At 72.0% G+C, this 25,623-nt stretch carries 21 protein-coding genes and 2 pseudogenes; 7 read left to right on the top strand and 16 right to left on the bottom strand.

The features are described from left to right. Window positions 1-22: 22 nt before the first annotated feature. The 5 genes and pseudogenes from QQG74_RS07345 to ftsY form a co-directional block, all read right to left on the bottom strand. Window positions 23-2,417 (bottom strand): annotated as a pseudogene (locus QQG74_RS07345) ([protein-PII] uridylyltransferase). 11 nt (window positions 2,418-2,428) lie between these two features. Beyond that, the gene (locus QQG74_RS07340) at window positions 2,429-2,767 is read right to left on the bottom strand and encodes a P-II family nitrogen regulator (protein WP_170147604.1); all 339 of its coding nucleotides are present in this window, start codon (window positions 2,765-2,767) and stop codon (window positions 2,429-2,431) included. 25 nt (window positions 2,768-2,792) lie between these two features. Beyond that, window positions 2,793-4,160, bottom strand: coding sequence for an ammonium transporter (locus tag QQG74_RS07335; RefSeq protein WP_341719535.1), 1,368 nt, complete (start codon window positions 4,158-4,160; stop codon window positions 2,793-2,795). 204 nt (window positions 4,161-4,364) lie between these two features. Continuing rightward, entirely contained in the window at window positions 4,365-5,228 is an 864-nt protein-coding gene (locus QQG74_RS07330) for an aminoglycoside phosphotransferase family protein (RefSeq protein ID WP_341719534.1), read from the bottom strand. Between the two features lie 6 nt (window positions 5,229-5,234). Then, window positions 5,235-6,425: a signal recognition particle-docking protein FtsY gene (gene ftsY, locus QQG74_RS07325; RefSeq protein ID WP_341719533.1), complete on the bottom strand. Its 1,191-nt coding sequence runs from the start codon at window positions 6,423-6,425 to the stop codon at window positions 5,235-5,237. 144 nt (window positions 6,426-6,569) lie between these two features. Between ftsY and QQG74_RS07320 the strand changes: the two genes are divergently transcribed. The 4 genes from QQG74_RS07320 (at window position 6,570) to QQG74_RS07305 (ending at window position 11,412) form a co-directional block, all read left to right on the top strand. Then, entirely contained in the window at window positions 6,570-8,273 is a 1,704-nt protein-coding gene (locus QQG74_RS07320) for an alkaline phosphatase D family protein (protein ID WP_341719532.1), read from the top strand. Between the two features lie 145 nt (window positions 8,274-8,418). Further along, a complete protein-coding gene (locus tag QQG74_RS07315; RefSeq protein WP_341719531.1) occupies window positions 8,419-8,859 on the top strand; it encodes a MarR family transcriptional regulator in 441 nt (146 codons plus the stop codon). Between the two features lie 351 nt (window positions 8,860-9,210). After that, on the top strand, window positions 9,211-10,827 hold the full coding sequence (locus QQG74_RS07310; RefSeq protein ID WP_341719530.1) for an MFS transporter: 1,617 nt from the start codon (window positions 9,211-9,213) through the stop codon (window positions 10,825-10,827). A gap of 63 nt (window positions 10,828-10,890) precedes the next feature. Further along, the gene (locus QQG74_RS07305) at window positions 10,891-11,412 is read left to right on the top strand and encodes a DinB family protein (RefSeq protein ID WP_341719529.1); all 522 of its coding nucleotides are present in this window, start codon (window positions 10,891-10,893) and stop codon (window positions 11,410-11,412) included. A gap of 12 nt (window positions 11,413-11,424) precedes the next feature. Here QQG74_RS07305 and QQG74_RS07300 read toward each other — a convergent pair whose 3' ends face one another. The 3 genes from QQG74_RS07300 to QQG74_RS07290 all read right to left on the bottom strand — a co-directional run bounded on the left by QQG74_RS07300 (window position 11,425) and on the right by QQG74_RS07290 (window position 16,125). Further along, the gene (locus QQG74_RS07300; RefSeq protein ID WP_341719528.1) at window positions 11,425-12,045 is read right to left on the bottom strand and encodes an HAD-IA family hydrolase; all 621 of its coding nucleotides are present in this window, start codon (window positions 12,043-12,045) and stop codon (window positions 11,425-11,427) included. Continuing rightward, window positions 12,045-15,659, bottom strand: coding sequence for a chromosome segregation protein SMC (gene smc / locus QQG74_RS07295; RefSeq protein WP_341719527.1), 3,615 nt, complete (start codon window positions 15,657-15,659; stop codon window positions 12,045-12,047). The genes QQG74_RS07300 and smc overlap by 1 nt, the downstream gene beginning before the upstream one ends. Before the next feature lie 271 nt (window positions 15,660-15,930). Next, window positions 15,931-16,125: a hypothetical protein gene (locus QQG74_RS07290; RefSeq protein ID WP_111213647.1), complete on the bottom strand. Its 195-nt coding sequence runs from the start codon at window positions 16,123-16,125 to the stop codon at window positions 15,931-15,933. A 357-nt stretch (window positions 16,126-16,482) separates the two neighbouring features. Here QQG74_RS07290 and QQG74_RS07285 point away from each other — a divergent pair, with 357 nt between their 5' ends. Together QQG74_RS07285 and QQG74_RS07280 are read left to right on the top strand one after the other, a co-directional pair. After that, window positions 16,483-17,805 (top strand): CAP domain-containing protein, encoded by a 1,323-nt coding sequence (locus QQG74_RS07285; protein ID WP_341719526.1) that lies wholly within the window; start codon window positions 16,483-16,485, stop codon window positions 17,803-17,805. A 102-nt stretch (window positions 17,806-17,907) separates the two neighbouring features. Next, on the top strand, window positions 17,908-18,816 hold the full coding sequence (locus tag QQG74_RS07280) for an endo alpha-1,4 polygalactosaminidase (protein WP_341719525.1): 909 nt from the start codon (window positions 17,908-17,910) through the stop codon (window positions 18,814-18,816). 9 nt (window positions 18,817-18,825) lie between these two features. On the opposite strand, the gene mutM is transcribed toward QQG74_RS07280, so the two are convergent. The 8 genes and pseudogenes from mutM to rsmD form a co-directional block, all read right to left on the bottom strand. After that, window positions 18,826-19,671: a bifunctional DNA-formamidopyrimidine glycosylase/DNA-(apurinic or apyrimidinic site) lyase gene (gene mutM / locus QQG74_RS07275; RefSeq protein WP_341719524.1), complete on the bottom strand. Its 846-nt coding sequence runs from the start codon at window positions 19,669-19,671 to the stop codon at window positions 18,826-18,828. Further along, window positions 19,664-20,545 (bottom strand): ribonuclease III, encoded by an 882-nt coding sequence (rnc, locus tag QQG74_RS07270; protein WP_341719523.1) that lies wholly within the window; start codon window positions 20,543-20,545, stop codon window positions 19,664-19,666. Before rnc ends, mutM begins: the two co-directional genes overlap by 8 nt. Continuing rightward, window positions 20,542-21,492 (bottom strand): phosphate acyltransferase PlsX, encoded by a 951-nt coding sequence (locus tag QQG74_RS07265; RefSeq protein WP_341721159.1) that lies wholly within the window; start codon window positions 21,490-21,492, stop codon window positions 20,542-20,544. The genes rnc and QQG74_RS07265 overlap by 4 nt, the downstream gene beginning before the upstream one ends. Before the next feature lie 130 nt (window positions 21,493-21,622). Next, the gene (gene rpmF / locus QQG74_RS07260; RefSeq protein ID WP_013732077.1) at window positions 21,623-21,796 is read right to left on the bottom strand and encodes a 50S ribosomal protein L32; all 174 of its coding nucleotides are present in this window, start codon (window positions 21,794-21,796) and stop codon (window positions 21,623-21,625) included. 5 nt (window positions 21,797-21,801) lie between these two features. Next, a complete protein-coding gene (locus QQG74_RS07255; RefSeq protein ID WP_341719522.1) occupies window positions 21,802-22,365 on the bottom strand; it encodes a YceD family protein in 564 nt (187 codons plus the stop codon). Between the two features lie 83 nt (window positions 22,366-22,448). Continuing rightward, a complete protein-coding gene (locus QQG74_RS07250) occupies window positions 22,449-22,946 on the bottom strand; it encodes a hypothetical protein (protein WP_341719521.1) in 498 nt (165 codons plus the stop codon). 292 nt (window positions 22,947-23,238) lie between these two features. Then, window positions 23,239-23,694, bottom strand: a pseudogene (gene coaD, locus QQG74_RS07245) (pantetheine-phosphate adenylyltransferase); the annotation flags it as partial. After that, window positions 23,691-24,254: a 16S rRNA (guanine(966)-N(2))-methyltransferase RsmD gene (gene rsmD, locus QQG74_RS07240; protein WP_341719520.1), complete on the bottom strand. Its 564-nt coding sequence runs from the start codon at window positions 24,252-24,254 to the stop codon at window positions 23,691-23,693. The pseudogene coaD and the gene rsmD, both read right to left, overlap by 4 nt. Before the next feature lie 368 nt (window positions 24,255-24,622). On the opposite strand from rsmD, the gene QQG74_RS07235 reads away from it, so the two are divergent. Further along, window positions 24,623-25,621, top strand: a complete 999-nt coding sequence (locus tag QQG74_RS07235; protein ID WP_341719519.1) for a cell wall anchor protein — start codon at window positions 24,623-24,625, stop codon at window positions 25,619-25,621. The last annotated feature ends 2 nt before the right edge of the window (window positions 25,622-25,623 follow it).

Genomic DNA, 25,623 nt, shown 5'->3' with positions numbered 1-25,623 from the left:
TAACAAGGGCCCTTCCTGACACCTACACGGCGGCGAGGATGGCGGCTTCGATCCGGGTGCGCTCGTCGGCGGCCGGCCAGCCGCCGACCAGGTAGAAGGCGTCCACCACGTCGCCGCCGAGGGTGGCGATCCGGGCGGCGCGGACCTGGGCGCCGGCCGCGTCCAGCGCGCTGGTCACCCGGTAGAGCAGGCCGGCGGCGTCGGCCGCCCGCAGTTCCAGCAGCACCGCGTCGGTGGCGGCGTCGCGGTGCCAGACCACCCTCGGCTGGGCGCCGGCCCCGGGCGGCCAGCGCCCGGCCGCGCAGTCGCTGGGTCACCGACACGTCGCCGCCGACCGCGCGGCGCAGGTCCGCGCTGAGCGCCACCGGGTCCGGGGCCAACCCGTAGCGCGGCTGCACCCGGCACTCCACCAACGCCCGCCCGTCCACCGTCGAGGCGTCGGCGGCGACCACCTCCAGGCGATGCAGGGCCAGGCAACCGGCCACCGTCGCGAGCAGGCCACGCCGGTCGGCTGCGGCCACCGCCACCCGGTCCCCGGTCAGGTGTACGACCGGCAGCGGCCCCGCCACCAACGTCGGGTCCGGTGCCGGCGGCTCGGGTACGGCGCCGGTGTCCAGCGTGGTGCGGACCCGGGCGACCAGTTCGGCGACCAGCCGACCCTTCCAGTCCGACCAGGCGGCCGGGCCGGTGGCGGCGGCATCGGCGCGGACCAGTGCGTACAGCAGGTCGAGGGTGGTGGCGTCGCCGACCGCCTCGGCCACCCGGGCGATGGTGACCGGGTCGGCGAGATCCCGGCGGGTCGCCACCTCCGGCAGCAGCAGGTGCAGCCGGACGAGCGTGCCGATCAGCTTCGCCTCGACGGCGGGCAGGCCGACCCGGGCGGCGATCTCCTCGGCGATCGGCGCGCCGACCGTGGAGTGGTCACCGGGTAGCCCCTTGCCGATGTCGTGCAGGAAGGCGCCGAGCAGCAGCAGGTCGGGACGGTCCACGTCGCGGGTGTGCCGGCTGGCTTCGAAGGCGGTCTGCACCAGATGCCGGTCGAGGGTGAACCGGTGCACCGGGTTGTGCTGGGGCAGGCTACGCAGCCGGGTCCACTCCGGCAGCCAGCCGTCGATCAATCCGTACCGGTCGCAGGTCTCCCAGGCCGGGAGCAGGCCCGCGCCGGCGCCGAGCAGCGTGGTCAGCGCGGACCGCGCCTCGGCCGGCCAGGGCGTCGGCAGCGGCGGGCAGTAGACGGCCAGCCACTCGCAGGTGGCCCGCGCGATCGGCAGCCCGGTGGTGGCCGCGGCGGCGGCCACCCGCAGCGAGAGGCTGGGATCGGGGCGGGCACCGATGGCGGTCCGGGCCAGCACCAGTTCGCCGTCGTGCTCGACCACGTCCCGGGCGACCGGCCGGCGCAGCGGTCGTCCGTCGGCGCCCCGGCGGCGGCCGGAGCGGAGCCGGTCGGCGGCGCGGAAGGCATCGTCCAGGGCATGGCTTACGGTCCGGGCGTCGCCGGCCACCCGGCGCAGCAGGGCGTCGCCGTCGCCCTCCTCGGGTCGCCGCGCCGCGTCGGGCTCGGGTCGCCGGGGGCGAGGCGGGTCCGCGTCCGGTTCTCCCCGGTCCGTGTCCGTTTCACCCAGTTCCGCGTCCGGCCCGCCGGGTGCGGTGTGGCGGAGGCCGAGCAGCGCGGCCACCCCGGCGCGTTCCTGGGCGAGCAGCCGGTCGACCCGCCGGCCGACCTGCTGGTGCAGTGCGTCGCGGGTGTCCAGCAGGCGCAGGTGCGCGGCGTGCACGGCGGGACGCAGCGCGTCGGTGATCCCGGCGATCGCGATGGCGCGCAGGATGCCGACGTCGCGCAGGCCGCCGGCCGCCTCCTTGAGGTCGCCTTCGAGCAGGAACGCCAGCTCGCCGTGGGCCTGCCAGCGGGCGGCGGTGCTCTCCCGCAGCGGAGCCAGTTGGCGTACGGCGGTGCGCCGCCAGTGGTCGGTGGCGCTGCGGATCAGCGTTTCCGCCAGTTCGGGGTCGCCCGCGACGAGCCGGGCGTCGAGCAGCCCGAGGGCCACCTTGACGTCGTCCTGGGCGACCGAGAGTGCCTCGGCGACGGTACGCACCGAGTGGTCCAGCCGCAGCCCGGCGTCCCAGATCGGGTACCACAGCTGGGCGGCGAGTTCGTCGACCCCGGGCAGCCCGGCGTGCACCAGCACCAGGTCGAGGTCGCCGTAGGGCGCGCACTGCCGCCGCCCCAGCCCGCCGACCGCGAGCAGCGCGACGCCCGGCCGGTCCGGCATCAGCCGGGCCAGCCAGGCGTCGTACGCGTCCGCCCGGGCCCGGCGCGCGCTGGCACCGGTACCGGCTGGTATTCCGACGACCTCGTTGACCAGCAGGTCCGCGTCGCCATTGGGTTCTGCGGCTGCCCGCTCGGTCAACGAGGTCATCGACGGTGTTCCTACAGTGCGTCCAGGCCGCGCTCGCCGGTGCGGACCCGGACGACCTCCTCGACTCCGGTCACCCAGACCTTGCCGTCACCGATCTTGCCGGTCCGGGCGGCGCCGACGACGGCGTCGACGATCTTCTCGACGTCGATCTCGTCGGTGAGCACCTCCACCCGGATCTTGGGCAGGAACTCGACGGTGTACTCGGCACCCCGGTAGACCTCGGTGTGGCCCTTCTGCCGCCCGTAGCCCTGGACCTCGCTCACGGTCAACCCGGCTACGCCCAGCGTGTGCAGGGCTTCCTTGACGGCGTCCAACTGGTGCGGCTTGATGACCGCGGTCACCAGCTTCATGTCCAACCCCTCCATTCCAGGAACGTTAGCCGGCGACCTTCTCGCTTACCGGTTCGGTGGGCTCCGACTTCGGCGCGGCCGAAGGCGCGATGCCCGCAGCGGCGAAGGCACCGCCGCCACCGCCACCCGTGGTGCTGAACTCGTAGGCGCTCTCCGCGTGCTCGGCGTTGTCGATGCCCTCGACCTCGGCGTCGGCGCTGGCCCGGAAGCCGATGGTCTTCTCGATCGCGAAGCCGATGAGGTACGCGACCACGAACGAGTAGACCAGCACCGCGATCACGCCGACCGTCTGGAGACCCAGCAGCTTGATGCCGCCGCCGTAGAGCAGACCGTCGTTGCCCTCGCCGGCCAGCACCTCGATGGCCAGGAAGCCGATGAGCAGCGAGCCGATGATGCCGCCGACCATGTGCACGGCCACCACGTCGAGCGAGTCGTCGTACTTGAACCGGTACTTCAGGCCGACCGCGAGCGCACAGACCGCACCGGCGATCACACCGAGGGCGATCGCCCCCAGCGGCTCCAGGAAGGCACAGGCGGGGGTGATACCGACCAGACCGGCGACCGCACCGGAGGCCGCACCCAGGGTGGTCGGCTTGCCGTCGCGAAGCCACTCGACCACGATCCAGCCGAGCACCGCGGCGGCGGTGGCGACCTGGGTGTTGATCAGCGAGACCGCCGCAGCGCCGTTGGCCGCGCCGGCCGAGCCGGCGTTGAAGCCGAACCAGCCGAACCACAGCAGACCCGCACCGAGCAGCACCATCGGCAGGTTGTGCGGCTTGAACTTGTCCTTCGGCCAACCGACCCGCTTGCCGAGGACGAGTGCCAGAGCGAGCGCCGCAGCACCGGCGTTGATGTGCACCGCGGTGCCACCGGCGAAGTCGAGCACGCCGAGCTCCATGATCCAGCCGCCGCCCCAGACCCAGTGCGCGACCGGGAAGTAGACCAGGGTGGCCCAGAGGCCGGCGAAGAGCAGCCACGGGCCGAACTTGGCCCGGTCGGCGATCGCACCACTGATCAGGGCGACCGTGATCACCGCGAACATCAGCTGGAAGCCGGCGAACAGCAGGTCGGGGATGCCGCCCTCGGTGCCGCTCTCCAACATGCCACGCAGACCGGCGGCGGAGAGATCACCGGTGATCCCGCCGATGTCCTCGCCGAACGCGATGCTGTAGCCGTAGAACACCCACAACAGGCTGACCAGGCCGATCGCCCCGAAACTCATCATCATCATGTTGAGCACGGACTTGGATCGCGTCATGCCGCCATAGAAAAGCGCCAGGCCGGGCGTCATGAGCAACACCAGCGCGGCAGAAGTCAAAATCCAGGCGGTGGCACCAGAATCTAGCTCCGGCACGCTGCCTCCTCTCGGGTTGTTTTCCCTCCCTCCCGGCATCGCGCAGCATCGCCCGTACGCCGGTTGCGCGGAAGCCTGGTAGCCGGCTGTTTCACCCAGGGTCCCCGGCTGGTTTCCGGATCGTGACGGGTTGTTTCGGACGTGTGAAGAACGTTGCTCGCCTCGGTGACATGGACGGGGGCGGATCAGCCGGTCGGTGCCGGTCGATACCCCGACGGAATGCCGGTCGATCCCCGTGGGGGATCAGCGCAGGGCGTCCTCAAGGATCTGGCGTTCGTAGTCGAGCAGCCGCAGGTCCCGCATGGGCCGGCGCAGGTGGCCCTTGTGCACGATCCGGACGAAGGCGGGCTCACCGGCGGCGGCCATCCGGCGGATGCCCTCGACGTGGTCCACGATCCGTTTCCGAATGGTCCGGATCAGCCGGTGCCGGTCGCGCGGGATCAACCCGTACGCTTCGGCGAAGAGCCGCAGCCGACGCGGGCGGTCCGGGTGCTTCCAGCCCAGGGTGATCGAGTCCCGGTCGGAGAAGATCGGCACCCAGGTCCAGGCCGCGTACGCCACGTCGTAGATCCGCGCCCCGGGTGAGGCCAGGTCGAAATCGATCAACCCGAGGGTGCCGTCCGGCCGCCAGATCACGTTGTGCGGCGCGGCGTCGTGGTGGCAGATGACCTCGGTGTCCGGCGGCGGCGGGCCGAACGAGCGCCACACCGCGCCGGGCGGCGGCGCGAAGCCGTACTGGGCGTCGTGGAACATCCGGAGCATGGTGGCGACGGTGACCAGCGCCTCGTCGGTCACCCAGTGCGGGGCCAGCGGGTACTCCCCGCACTCCCCCTCCAGGTACGACAGCACCTCGCGGTTGCGCTCGTCCATGCCGAGCGCCCGGGGCGCGCCGGTGAACCCGACGTACTCCAGGTGTCGCAGCAGGGCGTGCACCGACGGCGTCCACGGTCCGGCGTTGCGCCGGACCGTGTCGCCCACCCGGACGACGGTGCTCACGTTCCCGCCGTGCAGGGGGATCTCCTGCGAAGTCACGTACGGTCTCCCGAGGCGCTGCGACGGGTGGCTCGGATCGCGCCAACCCGCGTACGCGCGGTCTTCTCTGGTCACCCGAGGTTACGCGGTCGGACCGGGGGCTTCGGTACCCAGCAGCGCGTCGACGAACTGCGCGGGATCGAACGGCGCCAGGTCGTCCGGGCCCTCGCCGAGGCCGACCAGCTTCACCGGGATGCCGAGCTTGCGCTGCACGGCGATCACGATGCCGCCCTTGGCGGTGCCGTCGAGCTTGGTGAGCACCACGCCGGTGACGTTCACCACCTCGGTGAAGACGCGGGCCTGCTCCAGACCGTTCTGCCCGGTGGTCGCGTCGAGGATCAGCAGTGTCTCGTCGATCGGGCCGTGCTTCTCCACCACCCGCTTGACCTTGCCCAGCTCGTCCATCAGGCCGACCTTGTTCTGAAGGCGACCGGCGGTGTCGACGAGCACGGTGTCCACGCCGGTGTCGATGCCGCGCCGGACCGCGTCGAACGCGACGCTTGCCGGGTCGGCACCCTCCGGGCCGCGGACGGTCTCCGCACCGACCCGCCCGGCCCAGGTCTCCAGCTGGTCGGCGGCGGCGGCGCGGAAGGTGTCGGCCGCACCGAGCAGCACGCTGCGACCGTCGGCGATGAGCACCCGGGCGATCTTGCCGCAGGTGGTGGTCTTGCCGGCGCCGTTGACCCCGACCACAAGCAGCACCGCCGGCACCCCCTCCTTGGGCGCGGTACGCAGCGAGCGGTCCAGTGCCGGGTCGAGCGCGTTCACCAGCTCGGCGGCGAGCAGGGCGCGTAGCTCGGCGGCCGAGCGGGTGCCCAGCACCCGGGTCCGCTCGCGCAGCCGGTCGACGATCTCGCGGGTGGCGTCGATCCCCACGTCGGCGGTGATCAGGCTGTCCTCGATCTCCTCCCAGACGTCCTCGTCCAGCCGGTCGCGGCTGAGCAGGCCGAGCAGCCCCTTGCCGAGGGCGTTCTGCGAGCGGGACAGCCGGGACCGCAGCCGCACCAGCCGGCCGGCGGTGGGCTCGGGTACCTCGACGGTCGGTGCCGGTGCCTCGATGACCGGCGGCGGCTCGACCAGGATGCCGGTGGACAGCTCGCTCTCCGGCGCCTGCACCGGCGGTCCGGCGAGCTCCTCCTCCGCCCGGGTGTCGACCTCGGTGCGCGGCAGCGGCGGTTCCGCCCGCCGACGCAACCTCGGCACGACCAGCCCGATGCCGCCGAGGATCAGCACGCCGAGCAGGGCGAGAGCGATGAGGAGGTAATCCATCATGCCGAAATCCTGTCAGATGCCGGCGAGCACGTCTCAGCCACCGCTCCCGCCACGCCAGGCGGCAGTAGTTTCGACCACAGCCAGCGGTGGTGCGACCGTCGGCCGGGTAGTGGAGGATGAAGCTCTCTCACCTGGAGGTTCCGGATGCCCGCCGAGCTGCTCATCGGCCCCCTGCTGCGCCGGGTGGTCGGCGCGCGGGCCACCGTGTGGGTCGAGACGACGGCACCGGCGGTGGTCACCGTCCGCACGGCCGGCGGCGCCAGCGGCACGGCCCCCACCTTCTCCGCGTACGGCCACCACTACGCGCTGGTGGTGGTGGCGGGGCTCACCCCGGACAGCGCCACGACCTACGAGGTGCTCATCGACGACGAGGTGGTCTGGCCGCTGCCCGACGGCCGCTACCCGCCAAGCGTGATCCGGACCCGCGCCGCCGACGACCGGGACCAGCCCGTCCGGTTGCTCTTCGGCTCCTGCCGGGAGACCACCCAGCACGCCACCACCCGCAAATTGCCGCCGGACGCGCTCGACGCGTACGCCCGGCGGATCCTGGCCGACCCCGACCCGGCCGCCCTGCCGGACCTGCTGGTGATGCTCGGGGATCAGGTCTACGCCGACGAGACCTCGCCCACCGTGAAGCGGCTGCTGCGGCGGCGCCGGCGGCGGCCGGCTGACGCGCCCAGCGACCAGGTGGTCAGTTTCGACGAGTACACCAAGCTCTACCTGGAGTCCTGGGGTGACCCGGAGATCAGGTGGCTGCTCTCCACCGTGCCGAGCGTGATGATCTTCGACGACCACGAGATCATCGACGACTGGAACACCTCGGCCTCGTGGCGGGCCGACATGCGCCAGCAGCCCTGGTGGGCCGAGCGGATCGCCAGCGGGCTGGCCTCCTACTGGGTCTACCAGCACCTGGGCAACCTCGACCCCGACGAGATCACCGCCGACCCGGTCTTCGGCAAGGTACGCGCGGCCGAGGACGCCACCGAGGTGCTGCGCGAGTTCGGCGAACGGGTCGACACCGAGGCCGACCTGGCGCACGACACCGAGCGGTGGCGCGCGGTGCAGTACCAGTTCAGCTACGCGCTCGACCTGGGCCGCACCCGGCTGGTGATGCTGGACAGCCGGTGCAGTCGGGTGTTGCAGCCCGGCCGGCGGGCGATGTTGCCGGCCGGCGAGTGGTCCTGGTTCGTCGACCGCGCGCACGGCGATTACGACCACCTGGTGGTCGGCTCGTCGCTGCCCTGGCTGCTGCCGCCCGGCATCCACCACGTCGAGGCGTGGAACGAGAAGCTGGCCGACTCGTCCCGGTCGTGGGTCGCCACCCTGTCCGAGCGGCTGCGGCGCGGCCTCGACCTGGAGCACTGGGGTGCCTTCCGCCGCTCCTTCGAGGGCCTCGGCGAACTCTTCGCCCGCATCGGCAGCGGCACACCGGGCACCCCCGACGACCGCAAGGGCGCCGGTCCGGCGTACCCGCCACCGGCGTCGATAAACGTGCTCTCCGGGGACGTGCACCACTCGTACGTGGCCCGGGTCCGCTTCGCCGATCCCGCCGTACGCACCCCGGTGCACCAGCTCACCTGCTCGCCGTTTCACAACCAGGTACCGGCCGGCATGCGACCGCTGATGCGACTCGGCTGGGCACCGGGCCCGGTCGGGGCGACCCGGGCCCTCGCGCGCTCCGCCGGGGTACCCCGGCCGCTGTTCAGGTGGCGCAAACTGGCCGGCCCGTACTTCGGCAACGCGGTGGCCACCCTCACCCACGCCGCCCGCACCGCCGAAGTGATCATCGAGGGCACCACCAGCGACGGTCACCTCCGCGAAGTAGCCCGCCACCGCCTCACCAGCTGAGGTGTAAGGAAGGGCCCCTTATTAACGCCTCGTGTAGTAAAAGGGCCCCTTGTTAACTCGCGCCTGAGCGGGGCTACCCAGACTCGTCGGAGTCGGACGGGCGACCGGCCAGCGGGCGGCTCTGCGCGCTTCGTACTCTCGTCGGGTGGACGAGCAGCTGCCGGAGAGCCTGCGCGCGGTGGAGCACGAGCTGGCCGCGCTGCTGCGTCGGGGCCGGGCCATCTCCTGGGAGATCGCCAGCGAGGTGCATCCCAATCTGGAACCGAACGCGTACGGGCTGTTGCTCTGGCTGCGGCGGTCCGGCTCAATCCGGCTCACCGACCTGGCCGCCCGGCTCGGCGTCGGCAAGGGCACGTTGAGTCGGCAGATTCACAGCCTGGAGACCCTCGGCCTGGTCCGGCGGGATCCGGACCCGAGCGACCGGCGCGCCGCGCAGCTCAGCCTGACCGAGGAGGGCCAGCGCCGGTTCGACGCGGCCCGCGCCTCCCGGCTCGGTCAGATCCGACGCACGCTGGAGAGCTGGCCGGCACAGGACATCGAGGATCTCGCCCGCCTGATGCGTCGGTTCAACGACGCCTGGGGCTGACCCGACGCCACCAGGATCTACCTGCTCGGCTCGGTGGTCGGGCCGCACGAAGCCACCAGGAGACGAAGCCGCCAGGACGCACACCACCGGATGCGGAACCGCCAGGACCGACGCCACCCGGACCGCTACCGCCACGACCACCGCTCGGACCGCTACCGCCAGGACCGACGCCGCCCGGACCGCTACCGCCACGACCACCACACCGTCGACACTGGTCGCGGCGGCACTCGGACCGGACATCCGGCCCGGAACCCCGGAATAGACCTTCCTCACGAGAAGTTGTTGCTTGAGGCAACCAAGCCATACGGTTGCCTGCGGCAACACTTTTCACTGCGCTTGGAAGGCACCGCTATGACTCAGGCGAGCGCCCCCGCCCGAGGGATCCCCGTCCAGATGACCCACCGGCAGATCCTGGAGGCGCTCTCCGGCCTACTCCTGGGCATGTTCGTCGCGATCCTCTCCGGCACCGTCGTCGCGAACGCGCTACCGAGGATCATCACCGAACTGCACGGCACCCAGTCCGCGTACACCTGGGTGGTCACCTCGACGCTGCTGGCGACCACCGCGACCACCCCGCTCTGGGGCAAGCTCGCCGACCTCACCAGCAAGAAGGTGCTGGTCCAGGTGGCCCTGGCGATCTTCGTGCTCGGCTCCGTGCTGGCCGGGCTCTCGCAGTCCACCGGGCAACTGATCGCCTGCCGGGTGCTCCAGGGCGTGGGTGCCGGCGGCCTCGCCGCGTTGGCCCAGGTCATCATGGCGACGATGATCGCGCCGCGGGAACGCGGCAGGTACAGCGGCTACCTCGGCGCGGTGATGGCCGTGGGCACCATCGGCGGGCCGTTGATCGGCGGCATCATCGTGGACACCTCCTGGCTCGGCTGGCGCTGGTGCTTCTACGTCGGGGTGCCGTTCGCGCTGCTCGCTCTGATCGTGCTCCAGAAGACCCTCAACCTGCCGGTGGTCAAGCGGAAGGTGAAGATCGACTGGTGGGGCGCCACGCTGATCACCGGTGCCGTGTCGCTGCTGCTGATCTGGGTCTCGCTCGCCGGCAGCCAGTACGACTGGCTCTCCTGGCAGACCGCGGTCATGGTGCCCGGCGCGCTGCTGCTCGGTGCCGCCGCGGTCCGGGTGGAGACCCGGGTCACCGAGCCGCTGATCCCACCGCGACTGTTCCGCAACCGCACCATCACCCTCTCGGTGGTGGCCAGCATCGCGGTCGGCGTCGGCATGTTCGGCGCCTCGGTCTTCCTCGGCCAGTACTTCCAGATCAGCCGTGGGGTCAGCCCCACCATGTCCGGCCTGATGACCCTGCCGATGATCCTCGGCCTGCTGGTGGCCTCCACCGCCGTGGGCCGGATCATCACCAACACCGGCCGCTGGAAGCGGTACCTGGTCGCCGGTTCGGCCCTGCTCACCGTCGGTTTCGCACTGATGGGCACGCTGCGGGCGGACACCCCGTACTGGCAGGTCAGCATCTTCATGGCGTTGATCGGCACCGGCGTCGGGATGACCATGCAGAACCTGGTGCTCGCCGTGCAGAACACCGTCGGCACGCACGAACTCGGCGCGGCCAGTTCGGTGGTGGCCTTCTTCCGCAGCCTCGGTGGCGCGGTCGGGGTCAGCGCGCTGGGTGCCCTGCTCGGCCACAACGTCAGCCGGTACCTCGCCGACGGGTTGGCCGCGCTTGGCGTACCGGCCTCGGCCGGCAGCGGCGGCACCCTGCCGGACGTACACACGCTGCCCGCACCGATCCGGGCCGTGGTGGAGTCCGCGTACGGGCACGGGGCCGGGGACATCTTCCTCGCCGCCGCGCCGTTCGGGCTGATCGCCCTGGTCGCCGTCCTTTTCATCAAGGAGGTACCCCTGCTGCGGCACACCGGCGGCCCGCTCGCCGACGAAGTCGAGCAGGAGTCGACGGTGGCCACCGGCGGCGCGACCGCCGTGATCCGCACCGGCGTACGCGGCTGACGCCGGGCCGCCACAGGCGGAAATTCGCTCGCCGCTGTCGGACCTGGGCCGCACGATGGCCGGATGACCTGGAGAGCACCGGAGATCACCCGAACCCCCGAGCCGTACGTCGGTGACGAGCGCACCATGCTGGCGGGGTGGCTCGACTACCACCGGCAGACCCTGCTGCTCAAGTGCACCGGCCTGACCGCCGAGCAGCTCAAGACGGCGAGTGTCGAGCCGTCCGGGCTGACCCTGCTCGGTCTGGTCCGGCACATGGCCGAGGTGGAAGCCTGGTGGTTCCGGGAGAACTTCCTCGGTGAGCGGGTCGACTACCCGTACTTCACCGAGGACGATCCCGACGCGGACTTCGACATCAGCGCCGCCGACGCCGAGGCGGACTTCGCCACCTTCCAGCACCAGGTGGAGCTGGCCCGCGCCGCCGTCGCCGACCGGTCCCTCGACGGGACGTTCACCTCGATCGGCCGGAAGGGACGGACGTGCAACCTGCGCTGGATCTACGTCCACATGATCGAGGAGTACGCCCGCCACAACGGGCACGCCGACCTGATCCGCGAACGCATCGACGGGGTGGTCGGCTCGTGACGGAGGACGACCTCAGTAGGCCAGCGCCGCGCGCAGGTAACGCAGGTCGGCCGGACCGGTCCAGCGGTACGCGGACAGCCCCGCCACCCGGGCACCGCTGACCGCCCGGTCCTCGTCGTCGACGAAGAGCACCCGGTCCGGTGAAGTCTCCAGCGCCACGCAGGCGGCCTGGAAGTACTCGCGGGCCGGCTTGTGCACCCCGATCGCCGAGGAGTTGACCACCACGTCCAGCTCGCCGGTCAGCTCCAGCGCGGCCAGGTCGGCGTCGAGCAGGTCGGTGGCGTTGGTGCCCAGGCCGACCCGGATGCCGGCGGCACGCGCCTCGCGGATGAAGGCCAGCACCTCCGGGACGACCTCGCCGCGATAGCGCTGCCACTGCTGCACGGCGGCCCGGGCCCGGCTCGGGTCCCCCACCGAGGGAGTCAACGCGTCGGCGACGCTCGACACCCACTCGGCGTGGCTGATTCGACCGGTGAGCACCGGCTGGAGCAGTCCCCAGGACATGGCGATCTCACCGAGCACGCCGGTGGTGAGGCCGTACTCCCGTTCCACGCCGGCGGCGACCGCCGGGTCCCACCGCCGCAGTACGCCGTCGAAGTCCACCAGGAGCGCCGTCGCGCGTTCCCGAGCCACTACCCGTTCTCCTCGCCGCGGCTGTGCCGCTCCTCGTCCCCGTCGGCCCGGTTGAGCCGTTGGCTGATCACCTGGGTCACCCCGCCGCGCATGGTCACGCCGTACAGGGCGTCGGCGATCTCCATGGTCCGTTTCTGGTGCGTGATGACGATCAGCTGACTCTTCTCCCGCAACTGGGCGAGCAGCGTGATCAACCGGCCCAGGTTGACGTCGTCGAGCGCCGCCTCGACCTCGTCCATGATGTAGAACGGGCTGGGCCGGGCCCGGAAGATCGCCACCAGCATCGCCACCGCGGTCAGCGACCGTTCGCCACCGGAAAGCAGCGACAGCCGCTTGATCTTCTTGCCGGGCGGGCGGGCCTCGACCTCGACGCCGGTGGTCAGCAGATCGTCCGGCTCGGTGAGCACCAGCCGGCCCTCACCACCGGGGAAGAGGACGGTGAAGACCTGCTCGAACTCCCGGGCGGTGTCGGCGAAGGCGCTGGCGAAGACCTCCAGGATCCGGTCGTCGACATCCTTGACCACGGTGAGCAGGTCGCGCCGGGTCGCCTTGAGGTCCTCCAGCTGCTCGGAGAGGAACTTGTACCGCTCCTCAAGCGCGGCGAACTCCTCCAACGCGAGGGGGTTGACCTTGCCGAGCAGGGTCAACTCCCGTTCCGCCTTGGCGGCCCGCTTCTCCTGCACCGCCCGCTCGTAGCGGACCGGCTCGGGCACCGGCAGGCCGTCGCGTTCCGCGGCGGCCACCTCCGCCTCGGTCGGCGGCACCGGCTGACTCGGGCCGTACTCGGCGACGAGGGTCTCCATGGTCAGCCCGAAGTCCTCGGCGGCCTTCGCCTCCAACTGCTCGATGCGCATCCGTTGCTCGGCGCGGGCGACCTCGTCCCGGTGTACCTGGCTGGTCAGCCGCTCCAGTTCGGTGCCGAGCCGCTTGGCGGCGGCCCGCACCTCCTGAAGTTCCGCCTCGCGGGTGGCCCGCTCCCGGGCCACCGCGTCCCGGTGTTCCTCGGCCCGGGCGATGCTTGTGGCCAGTCGGGTCAGCGCCTCACGCGCGCCGCCGGCCACGGCCCGGGCGATGCCCGCGCCCCGGGTCCGGGCCGCCCGCCGGGCCGCCGCCCGTTCCCGCGCCGCGCGTTCGGCGGTGGCCTGCCGGCGCAGCGAGTCGGCCCGCCCGGCGATGGAGGCCACCCGCTCCTCCGCGGTACGCACCGCGAGCCGGACCTCCATCTCGTTCTGCCGGGCCTGCGGCACCATCGCGGCAAGCTGATCGCGTTCGTCGGTGGAGGGCTCGGCGTCGATCGGGGTCGCCTCCGCCAGCCGCAGCCGCTCCTCCAGCTCGGCCAGTGCGCTCAGGTCGCGTTCCCGGGCCGCCTCGGCCCGGGAACGGGACTCGCCCAGCCGGTCGGTCTCCGCCTTGGCCGACCGGGCGGCGGCACCCAGCTCGGCGAGCCGGCGGGCGGCGGCGTTGCGATGGCTTTCCGCTTCCCGCTTGGCGGCGGCGGCGTGCTGCACCCGGTCCTTGGCCTCGGCCACCGCACCCCGCGCGTCGACCAGTTGTTCCCGCAGTTCAGCACTGGTCCGCTCGGCGGTCAGCCGGTTGGCGCGTGCCTCCTCGACGGCCGCCTGCACCTCGATGTGGCTGGGCGCCTTCGCCGACCCGCCGGCCGCCGCGTACGCCCCGACCACGTCCCCTTCCCGGGTGACCGCCCGCAGCTCGGGGTTGCCGGCGACCACCTCCGCCGCGGCGGCGAGGTCGTCGACAAGCACCACGTCGCGCAGCGCCCGGTGTACCGCCGGACGGATCTGCGCGTCACAGTCGACCAGGTCGGGTGCCCAGTGGGCCCGGTCGGGCAGCTTGGGACGCAGCGCGTCGGCGGAACCGGCCATCCCCGGGCCGGCGGGGCTGCCGACCAGCAGCCCGGCGCGGCCGGCGTCGGAGATCTTCAGCAGCCGCATCGCCTCCACGGCCTCGTCCACTCCGCTGACCGCGACCGCGTCGGCCAGTCCGCCGAGCGCCGCGGCGAGCGCCGCCTCGTGCCCGGGGGCGACCGTGAGCAGGCTGGCGAGACTGCCCAGCAGGCCGGGCACCTGGTCGGCGCGGGCCAGCAACGCGCCGGCACCGTCCTTGCGGCGCAGGCCCAGGGCGAGCGCCTCCTCCCGGGCCTTCCAGGTGGCGGCGTCCTTCTCCGCCGCCCGCTCGGCGTCGGCGAGCGACCGGACCGTCGCCTGCGCCTTCTCCTGGGCGGCGACGGCCTCCGCGTGCCGGGCGTCCAGGTCGGCGTTGTCCCGGTCCGCCTCGGTGGACTGCTCGGCGACCGCGTCCAGCTCGGCCTGGGCCCGCTCGGCGCGGCCCAGCGCGTCGGTGTGCGCGGCGGCCAGCCGCTCGATCTCCTCACCGGCGCTTGTGGTCCGCGCCCGGGCGGAGTTGACCTGCCCGGTCAGCCGGGCCAGCCCCTCTCGCCGGTCCGCGATCGCCTTCGCGGCGGCGACCAGCTCGCGTTCGGCCGCGGCCAGTTGCCGTTCCAGCTCCTGGCGGTGCTCCACCGCCTCGGCCAGGCGGATCTGGTCGTCGGTGAGTGCCGCGCGCAGTTCCTCCTCCTGCTCACGGACCCGCTCGGCCTCGGCCTCCAACTGATCCGGGTCGCGGCCCGGTCGCTCGTCGTCGGGCGTGGCGCTCAGGTGCCGCAGTCGTTCCGCCGCGAGCTGCTCGATCGAGCGGAACCGCTCCTGCAACGCGGAGAGCTTGTACCAGGTGTCCTGGGCGGCGGCCAGCAGCGGGGCGTCGGACGCCAGTGCCTCCTCCAGTTCGCCGAGGCGGGACTGCACCTCCGCGTGCTCCGCCTCCACCTGCTCGCGCCGCTCCCGCAGCGCGGTCTCGTCGGCGATCTCCCGATCCAGGGTGGTACGCAGGGTGGCCAGGTCGTCGGCGAGCAGCCGCAGCCGGGCGTCGCGCAGGTTGGCCTGGATCACGGCGGCCCGGCGGGCCACCTCGGCCTGCCGGCCGAGCGGCTTGAGCTGGCGACGCAGCTCGGCGGTGAGGTCGGTGAGACGGTTGAGGTTCTGCTGCATCGCGTCGAGCTTGCGCAGCGCCTTTTCCTTGCGCTTGCGGTGCTTGAGGACGCCGGCCGCCTCCTCGATGAACGAGCGCCGGTCCTCGGGCTTGGCGTGCAGCATGCCGTCGAGCCGCCCCTGCCCGACGATGATGTGCATCTCCCGGCCGATGCCGGAGTCGGAGAGCAGTTCCTGGATGTCGAGCAGCCGGCACGAGTCGCCGTTGATCTCGTACTCGCTCTCCCCCGATCGGAACATCCGGCGGGTGATGGAGACCTCGGTGTACTCGATCGGCAGGGCGCCGTCGGTGTTGTCGATGGTGAGGGTCACCTCGGCGCGGCCCAGCGGGGCCCGGCCGGCGGTCCCGGCGAAGATGACGTCTTCCATCTTGCCGCCGCGCAGCGCCTTCGCGCCCTGCTCACCGAGCACCCAGGCGATGGCGTCGACGACGTTGGACTTGCCGGAGCCGTTCGGGCCCACCACACAGGTGATCCCCGGCTCCAGCTTCAGCGTCGTCGCGGAGGCGAAGGACTTGAAGCCCTTCACCGTCAGGCTCTTGAGATGCACCTTCTCGATCCTCGTCCGTGGCCGCCGTACCGTCGCCCGGCTGCGCGGACCCTGGTAAACCCGCAGACTAACCCGGAACCGGCCGGGTGGTGCCACGCGACCCACCCGCCGCCGACCGCACGCCGACCGCACGCCGACCGCACGCCGGCCGTTGCGGTCCGCGCACCGAACCGCCCAGACCGAGGGAGTACGCACAGAATCGCGCGCCGGCACATGGTGTCCGGCGCGCTCTGGGTGCGGTGGTGCTATTCGGTTGTAGCGGCCAGGTGGATCAGGTCAGGGCCGGCTCGGCCAGACGGAGCAGATCGTCCGCCTCCGCCGCAGCCGCTGCGAGCCGATCGTTCTCGGCGCGCAGTCGGGTGACCTCGAACTCCAGTGATTGAACCCTGGCACGCAGTCGGGTGACCTCGTCGAGCAGGCGCCGGTCGGGCGCCGCACCTACGTGGCCGAAGAGGGCCTTCGCCATGTTGACTCCTTGAATTGCGCTGCCGGAGAGGCCGGCCAACGCGCGCCCATACGTACGCGGCTACCATTCCCACGAATTTCTAGGCATGGCCGGGCGCGACTGGCGACATCTCCATATTGAGCCGACAGCCCCTGCTTCGTCAAGTTCACGCAGGCCGTAGATCATCCCGGCGTCGACCCGGCCCCTTTCTGGCCGGGTGCCAATAGGCGCGGACACGCTCTGTCCGGACGCACCGACTCTACGCGACGAATCGCCGGAACACCTCACCCGGATGGACAGGGTCCCCTTAACTCTTCCTTAGCCACATTGCTGCTGGTCAGCCCGACACGTAGCGTCACCCCGGCCCATACCCGACCCGTGGAGGCGACAGGCGTGCACGGCTGGAACGATCCGATCGACCCGGCGGACAACCCTCGGCGGCCGGAACCAACCGACGACCCGGCCTGGTTGACCGACCGACCGGCCCCACGGTCGTCATACCTGTTCGGTGACGAACCGGACCGCCCCGCCGACGATTGGCAGCGCGACCAGCCGGTGGCGGAGTCGACCGACCGCTGGCCGGTGGCGGAGCCCGCCGCACCCGCCGACGACTGGACCGCACCGCACGACACGGCGTGGGCCGCCCGCCACGCGGCACCAGCGGCCGACCGGTACGACGCCGACCGGTACGCCCCCGAGCAGTACGACGCCGACCGGTACGACTCCCTCCGGTACGAGGACGGTCGGTATGAACACGGCCGGTACCAGGACGCTCGATACGAACCCGGTCGATACGACGCCGAGCGGTACCACGTCGAGCCGCAGGAGGCCGATCGCGTACCTGCTTCGGCTGCGTACGGCGCAGCGGGCGGGGAGGTTCCCGGCCCGACCGGGACGGACCTGCCCGCCGCTGCGGCCCGGGGCGGTCGCCGCAGACGCCGGCTGTCGCGTCCCCTGGTGATGGGCGGAGCCGCCGCGGCGGCCACCCTGGTGGTGAGCGTCGGCGTGGCCGCCCTCGCGTTGCCCGGTGCCGACGCCCCGACCAGCACCAGCGCTGGTGAGGTGCCCGCCGCCACCACATCGGCCCAGCCCGACGAGGAGGTGGCGATCCCGTTCGAGGCGCTGGAGAGTCCGAGCCCGAGCCCGAGCGTCTCCCCCAGCAGCGCCGCGCCTTCCCCCACCCCGAGCCGGACCGCCAAGCCCAGGCCCGCACCCACCCCGGCCCAGTCACGCAGCGCGGCGGCCTCCCGGCAGACCGCCGAGCGTCAGGGCAACGCGAACCGGGGCACCACCACCACCTTCGCCCCGCCCGCCGGCACCAGCGCACAGGCGGCCGAGGTCGTCGAACTGGTCAACGCGGAACGGGCCAAGGCGGGCTGCGGCGCGCTGAGCATCGACGAGAAGCTGACGACCGCGGCCCAGCGACACAGCCAGGACCAGGCGGACCACCAGAACATGTCGCACACCGGCAGCGACGGCAGCGACCCCGGCACGCGGCTCGACCGGGTCGGGTACAGCTGGCGGACGTACGGCGAGAACGTGGCCTGGAACCAGCGGACCCCGGCTGCGGTGATGGACGCGTGGATGAACAGCCCCGGGCACCGGGCCAACATCCTGAACTGCTCCTTCACCGAGATCGGCGTCGGCGTCGTGAGCAGCAACGGACCGTACTGGACCCAGGTCTTCGCCGCGCCCCGCTGACCCCGCGGCCCCGAAGACCCCACGGCCCGCTGGGCCCACGCCCTGCTGGTGGGCGACCGACCGCGAGTCCTTGTCGGGTCTGTGCTCGTTTGACCCGGTGAGGTGCGTCGGGATCCGGCGTACCGGCTCGGGCGGCGCGGACGCCGCCCCGCGACCGCGGAGCTGGCCATGCGCGACGGGCTGGACGGGCGACCGAGGCGAGGGGTAACCCCGGCGCTGCCGGCCGGCCTGGCACTCGTACTGCTCACCACCATGGCGGCCTGCCGGCCGGACGCCGCCCCGCCGGGCGCGCCGACCGGTTGGCCGGCCGCCTCGGCGCGGCACTGGCGGTGGCAGTGGCAGCTCGACGGGGTGCTGGACCCGACGGTCGAGGCGGAAGTCTTCGTGCTCGATCCGGTGGCCACCACCGCGGCGCAGACCACCGAGTTGCGCTCCCGGAACCGGCGGTTGATCTGCCAGGTGTACGTCGGGTCGGTGCACCCCGACGATCCGGACGCCAGCCGCTATCCGGCCCAGGTACGCGGTGCCACGTCGACCGGAACCGGCCGCAGCTGGCTGGACGTACGCCGCTGGGAGACGCTGCGGCCGGTGCTGGCCGACCGGTTCCGGCTCTGCCGGGGCAAGGGCTTCGCAGCGGTGGTGATCGCCGACGCGGACGGCTACGACAAGCGCAGCGGCTTCCCGCTGGAGTTCGACGACCAACTGGCGTTCAACCGCCGGGTCGCCGCCCTGGCCCGCTCACTCGGCCTCTCCCCCGGCCTGCTGGGTGCCCTCGCGCAGGTCGCCGCGCTGGCGCCGGATTTCGACTTCGCGGTGAACGAGGAGTGCGTACGACTGAAGAACTGCGCCAAGCTGCTGCCCTTCGCCGACGCCGGCAAGCCGGTCTTCCACGTCGAGTACACCGGCGCCACCCTGGATTTCTGCGTCACAAGCGTCGGGTACGGCTTCGCCTCCATGCGCAAGAACCGCACCCTGGACGCCTGGCGGCAACCCTGTCCTCCGCCGCCGTGACCACGCGGGTCAGCGGCGCGGGCGGGGTTGGCAGCGCGGGCAGCTGTACGACGAGCGGTTCATGAACGCCTCGCGGCGCACCGGTGCGCCGCAGCGGCGGCAGGGCTGCCCTTCGCGGCCGTAGACGTTAAGCGACCGGTCGAAGTAGCCGCTCTCGCCGTTGACGTTCACGTACAGGGCGTCGAAGCTGGTGCCACCCGCGGTGATCGCCTCGCCGAGCACATCCCGGACGTGCCCGAGCAGTCGCCGGGCGGCCGGCCCGGTGAGCGCCTCGGTCGACCGGGCACCGTGCAGACCGGCACGCCAGAGCGCCTCGTCGGCGTAGATGTTGCCCACTCCGGAGATCAGCGTCTGGTCGAGCAGAGCGCGCTTGACCTCGGTACGGCGTCGACGCAGCGCCGCCACGAACTCGGCGTCGGAGAACTCCGGGTCCAGCGGGTCCCGGGCGATGTGTGCGATCTCCGCAGGCAGGGTGGCGCCGCCCTCGCTCACCGACAGCCCGCCGAACGTACGCTGGTCGACGAAGCGCAGCTCCGGCCCGCCGTCGCCGAACCGGAAGCGGACCCGCAGGTGCGGCTCGTCGGGCGTGGTGGCCGGTTGCAGCAGCAACTGCCCGGACATCCCGAGGTGCCCGATCACCGCGTCGCCGCTGTCCAGCGGAAGCCAGAGGTATTTGCCGCGGCGGCGTACGTCGAGCACGGTCCGGCCGGCCAGGACGCCGACGAAGTGGGCGCCACCCGGCACGTGCCGGCGCACCGACCGGGGGTGGCGTACCTCGACGGAGTCGATCCGCCGGCCGGTGACCCAGCGGGCCAGCCCCTGCCGGACGGTCTCCACCTCGGGCAGCTCAGGCACCGCGCGCCTGCGCTTCGGCCTGGGCCGCCGGCTGCGGCAGTCCGCCGGTCGGCGCGGTTGCGGTCTCCCCCGCCAGCGACGACGCCGGCCCGGTCGCCGACTCGGTTGGCTGCGCCGGCTCGGCCGCCGGTTCAGCCAGCTCGGCCGGCTCGGCCGTGGACTCGGCCTGCTCGGTGAGCGTTCGCCAGGCGGATTCCGCCGCCCGCTGCTCGGCTTCCTTCTTGCTGCGTCCCTCCGCGCCGCCGTACCGGTTGCCGGCGACCACCACCCAGGCGGTGAAGGTCTTGAGGTGATCCGGACCGGTGCCCTCGATCCGGTACTCGGGGACACCGAGACCGAGCGCGGCCGTCAACTCCTGGAGGCTTGTCTTCCAGTCCAGTGCGGCACCCCGACCAGCGGACTCGGCCATCAGCGGATCGAACAGCCGGTGGATCACGATGGCTGCGGTGTCCAGCCCGTACTGGAGGTAGATCGCGCCGAGCAGTGCCTCCAGGGTGTCCGCGAGGATGCTCGCCTTGTCCCGGCCGCCGGTGGCCTCCTCGCCCTTGCCCAGCAGCAGGTACGGGCCGAGCCCGTCCGGGCCCAGGCCACGCGCCACATCGGCGAGGGCGCGCATGTTGACCACGCTGGCCCGCAACTTGGCCAGCTGCCCTTCGGGCAGGTCCGGGTGGTTGTGGAAGAGCGCTGTGGTGATCACCACACCGAGTACCGAGTCGCCGAGGAACTCCAGCCGCTCGTTGGTGGGCAGTCCGCCGTTCTCGTACGCGTACGACCGGTGGGTCAGCGCCCGCTCCAGCAGTTCCGGCTCCATTGACACGCCGAAGGCCGCTTCGAGATGGCCGATGGAGGGCCGCCGTCGCTTGTCGTTGTTCATGTGCGTACCTCGGTGTCGGTCGTGCGGATGGTGCGGTTCCCAGCGAGCAGCGTGGCGACCCGGGCGATGGCGTCCTGGCGCCAGAGCTGGGCGGAGAGCGCGATGCCGGAGGCGATGTCGCCGGCTCGGGCGGCACCGTGGCAGACCACCACGGTCCCGGCCACCCCGAGCAGGGTGGCGGCCTGTGGTGCGGCCCCGCCGGGCGGCGGCCCGCCAGCCAGGGCGTACGCGCCCTCCACGGCCTTGAGTAGCACGTTGCCGGTGAATCCGTCGGTGACCACCACGTCGGCCCGGCCGCCGAGGCAGACGTCGTACCCCTCGACCAGCCCGACGTAGCGGGCCTTGCCGGGCAGTTGGGTGGCGCTGAGCACCGGGTCGGTCAGCCGGCGGGCCCGGTCGCCCTTGCCGGGTTCGGTGCCGACGGAGAGCAGCCCCACCCGGGGTTCGGCGTGGCCGTGCGCGACCGCGGCGTAGGCGGCACCGAGCAGGGCGTGCTGGGCGAGGGTCGCCGCGCTCGGCTCCAACGATCCACCGACGTCGAGGAGTACGACCGGCCCGGCGACCGCGGGTAGCGCGGCGACGAGGGCCGGGCGCCGCACGTCGGGCCAGCGGCCGAAGCCGAGGGCGGCGGCGGTGACCGTGGCACCGGTGGAGCCGGCGGAAACCACCGCGTCGGCCTGCCCGGAACGGACGGCGGCGACGGCCGCCCGGATGGTGGTGTCGGCGCGGGCCGCGGTCAGGTCCTCCGCCATGTCGACGGCGGCGTCTGCCGGCCACACGGCGACCCGGGCGCGCTGGTCCGGGTCGAGGGCGTCGATCAGCGCGCCGGCTGCCGTCATCGGGCCGACGAGTAAAAGGTGCAGGTCGGGGTCGGCACGCACCGCCCGTAGAGCGCCGTCCACCACGACGGCGGGAGCCTCGTCCCCGCCGAGGAGGTCAACGGCGATCCGTGCGGTACCCGGCTGCTTCGCGACGCCGGCCGGACAGAGCCGGCCGGCGTCGGCGGGAGCAGCGGGCGATCGCCGGGGTGTGCGCGTCGCCCGACCCGTGGTCGGAGACGTCACTCGGCGTCCAGCGTCAGACCTCGAGGACCTGGCGGCCGTTGTAGGTGCCGCAGACGGAGCAGGCGGCGTGCGGCAGCTTCGGGGACTTGCACTGCGGGCAGGCCACGGTCGCGACCGCCGCGGCCTTCCAGTTCGCCCGGCGGGACCGGGTGTTGCTGCGCGACATCTTGCGCTTGGGGACGGCCACGGTTCTTACTCCTCTGTACGGGTCAGTTGCGACAGGCCCGCCCAACGCGGGTCGATCTGCTGGTGGCTGTGGTCGGCCGGCAGATCGTCCCAGTGCACCCCACACTCGGGGCACAGGCCGGGGCAGTCCTGCCGGCAGAGCGGGTTGGTCGGCAGCGTCAGCACCACCGCGTCCCGCACCGCCGGTTCCAGGTCGATCAGGTCTCCCTGCATCCGACCGACCTCATCCTCCTCGGTGGTGACGTCCGTGGTGCTGTTCGCGTACGCGTACAGCTCCTGGATCGTCACCGCCAACGAGTCGTTGATCTCGCGTAGGCAACGACCGCACTCGCCACGGACCGGACCGCTGACGGTCCCCGAGACGAGCACGCCTTCGGACACCGACTCCATCCGCAGATCGAGGTCGAGGTCCGCGCCTTCCGGCACACCGATCAACTCTCCGCCGAGGTCCGACGGCGCCGTAACCACCCGTTTGACGGTACGCATCGCACCAGGCCGGCGCGGTAGCTCCCTCGTGTCGAGGACCAGCGGCGACCTGGGATCGGGTGCGGTGGGTGAATGTTTGGGCATAGTCAGACTCCGGCCGGTGAGAGGCCGACAAACGAGGTTACCTGGACCAGCACCCCAGCGTCGAACCGGGGCTGCCGGGCCGTTCAGAACGGCAGGGGCCGTTCCGCCTCGTCGCCGGCGAAGGTGCCGATCTCCCGCAACGCGTGCATCTTGTCCCGCCCGCGCTCGATGGAGGCCAGCGCCCGGGTGAGGAACTGCTCGAAGTTGGCAAGCGCGGTGTCGACGTAGTCGTCGACCTCCTCGCGCAGGCGCTGCGCCTCGGCCCGCGCCTCGGCGATGATCCGGGCACCTTCGTGCTCGGCGGAGACGGTGATCTCGTTCACCGACACCAGGCGGGCGTGTTCCGCCTCACCTTCGCTGATGATCCGGTCGGCCTCCCGCTTGCCGGCTTCCATGATCTTGTCCCGCTCCTCCAGCAGGACGGCGGCCCGGCGCAGGTCGGCAGGGAGTTCGGCGCGCAACTCGTCGAGGGCCGCGATCATCTCGCCCCGATCGACCATGCAGTTGTTGCGCGACATCGGGACGGAGCGCGCCTGCTCCACCATGGCGATCAGTTCGTCGATGCGGTCGAGCGGGTCCACCGGTACCTCACTCCTGTCGTTCGTCGGGCCGACCTACATCATGCGGGCAGCGACCCGGTTCCCGCTTCACCCAATAATGTCGTCCCGCACCCCACCCATCCCACACCCCCACCCCGGCGCGTCGCCGCACCCGCCACCCACCTCCCGCCGATCTTGCAGTTATCGACTCCGCAGAAGGGGCAGGTCGGGGCAAAAGGCGACCGGAACTGCAAGATCGCGGGGGTGAGGGGGTGGGGGGTGGGGTGGGGTGGGGGTGGGGGTTAGGCGGGTGGGGGGTGGTTAGGCGTTGTTTCAGGGCGTCGCGGACCACGTCGGGCACGTGGGGGGTGACGTCGCCACCCCACTTGGCCACGTCCTTGACGAGGCTGGAGGAGAGGAAGGAGTAGAGCGGGTTGGTCGGCATGAACAAGGTCTCGATCCCGGCCAGGCCCATGTTCATCTGGGCCATCTGCAACTCGTAGTCGAAGTCGCTTACCGCCCGGATCCCCTTGACCAGCACGGTCGCCCGCTGCGCCCGGCAGAAGTCCACAAGCAGGCCGCGGAACGACTCCACTCGGACGTTGTCGTACGAGGCGGTCACCTCGCGGAGCATCTCGATGCGCTCCTCGACGGTGAACAGGCCACTCTTCGACTGGTTGACCAGAACCCCGACGATCACCTCGTCGAACAGCCGGCTGGCCCGGCCGACGATGTCGAGGTGACCGTTGGTGACCGGGTCGAACGAGCCGGGACACACCGCACGTCTCATGATCGGCGACCGTACCAAAGGGTGGTCTCGCCGTACCGGCGACTGCGCTGGCCGGTGACGCCTTCCACCCACTCGATGGGGGTGCTGCGGCTGGACCGCTCCACCACCACGACCGCCTCCGGCGCCAGCCAGCCGCCGTCGACGAGCGCGGCGAGCATGGCGGCCACCGCCTCGTCCGACACCGCGTACGGCGGATCGGCGAAAACCACGTCGTACGGGTCGCCCTCGGGGCCGGCAGCCAGGACCGTGGCCACCTTGCCGGTGACCAGCCGGGCCGCCGGTGCGGCACGCAGGGCTGCCACGTTGTCCCGGATGACGCGCGCGGCGCGCGGATCGGACTCCACCAACAGCACGTGCGCAGCTCCCCGGGACAGCGCCTCGAGGCCGACCGCGCCCGACCCCGCGTACAGATCGGCGAAGCGTGCACCATCCAGGTCGAGTTCGGTGGCCAGCGAACTGAACAGCGCCTCGCGTACCCGGTCGGAGGTCGGCCGGGTGCCGGCGCCCGGCGGTGCGGTGATCCGCCGGCCGCCGAGGGTCCCGGCGACGATCCGGGTCACCGCCTGCTCCTGCTCATGCCCGCCCCGCTCTCATGCTTCGGCTCGCTCTCCCGCCTCGGCTTGCTTCGTTCGGCGACGGGAAGCGGTTGCGGCACACCCGAGTCGGCACCGCACTCGCCACCCATCAGTTCCTGTCTCGACGCTACGCGACGGCCGGGCGACCGTCGGACAACCCCACTTGAGCGCTGCGCGACCAGACGAAGACCTTACGTATATGAAAGATCACGAATGCACAACATCATTCTTAGGTTTCGCTGAAGGCTATGGCGCACGGGGCGCGATCGCTAATGTCTGCCCGGTGTTGGACGCGGCGTGTGGTTCCGCTGCCAGTTCGACTTAACCTCCGGTTTCCCCCTACAGGAGTAGACGTGAACCGTCTGAACTTCCGGCGTATCGCGGCCGCTGCCGCGGGTGCGCTGATCGGCCTGGCCGGCGTCGCCGTCGTCGCCAGCCCGGCCAGCGCCCACCACCCGATCATCAAGGGCGTTGGCTGCGTACAAAAGGATGGCAGCAAGAAGATCACCTGGACCGTCTCGAACAGCGAGCGGGACCTGGAAGGCAAGATCACGGCCGTCTCCACCGGGGTCCGCACTCCGGTCACCAACATCCGCCGCGATGCCGTGCTGCCCAAGGCGGGCGAGGGAGCGCTGGTCGGTGAGCAGATCGTCCCGAGGAACGTCCGCGACCGGGACATCACGCTGGCCGTGACCGCCGAGTGGACGAGGCACCGGCAGACGCACACCCGGTCCGCGAACGAGAAGGCGGTGATCATCGGCAACTGCCCGAAGCCGCCGAAGCCGTCGCCGACGCCGACGCCGAGCCCGAGCGAGGAGCCCACCGAGGAACCGACGCCGTCGCCGAGCCCGAGCGAGGAGCCCACCGAGGAGCCGTCGCCGTCGCCGAGCCCGAGCGAGGAGCCCACCGAGGAGCCGACGCCGTCGCCGAGCCCGAGCGAGCCGGAGGTGCCGAACCTGCCGGAGCCGGGTGAGCCGACCTTCGAGCTCATCGAGACCTGCGACGAGCTGACCTTCCAGATCGTCAACCCGGCCGACGGCGTGGCCTTCTCGATCACGCTGACCTCGGAGAAGGGTGAGGTCAAGACGCTGGAGGCCGTTCCGGGCCAGACCACCTCGGTCTCCTTCGACGCCTACGAGGGCCTGGAGGTCACCCCGAGCTTCGAGGGCGAAGAGGGCGACCCGATCGCCTGGGAGCAGCCGGCGGACTGCGACAACGGCGGGGGCGGTGGCGGCCTGCCGGTCACCGGCGCCGCGACCGGCGGCATCATCGCCGGTGCGGTCGTGCTGCTGGCCGCAGGCGCGGGCCTGTTCGTGGTGACTCGTCGTCGTCGACTGCGCTTCACCGCCTGACC

The organism is Micromonospora sp. FIMYZ51 (genome assembly GCF_038246755.1).
Classification (GTDB): Bacteria; Actinomycetota; Actinomycetes; order Mycobacteriales; family Micromonosporaceae; genus Micromonospora.
Note: the sequence above shows the minus strand (reverse complement) of the source record. Positions and strands in the feature narration are given on the sequence as shown.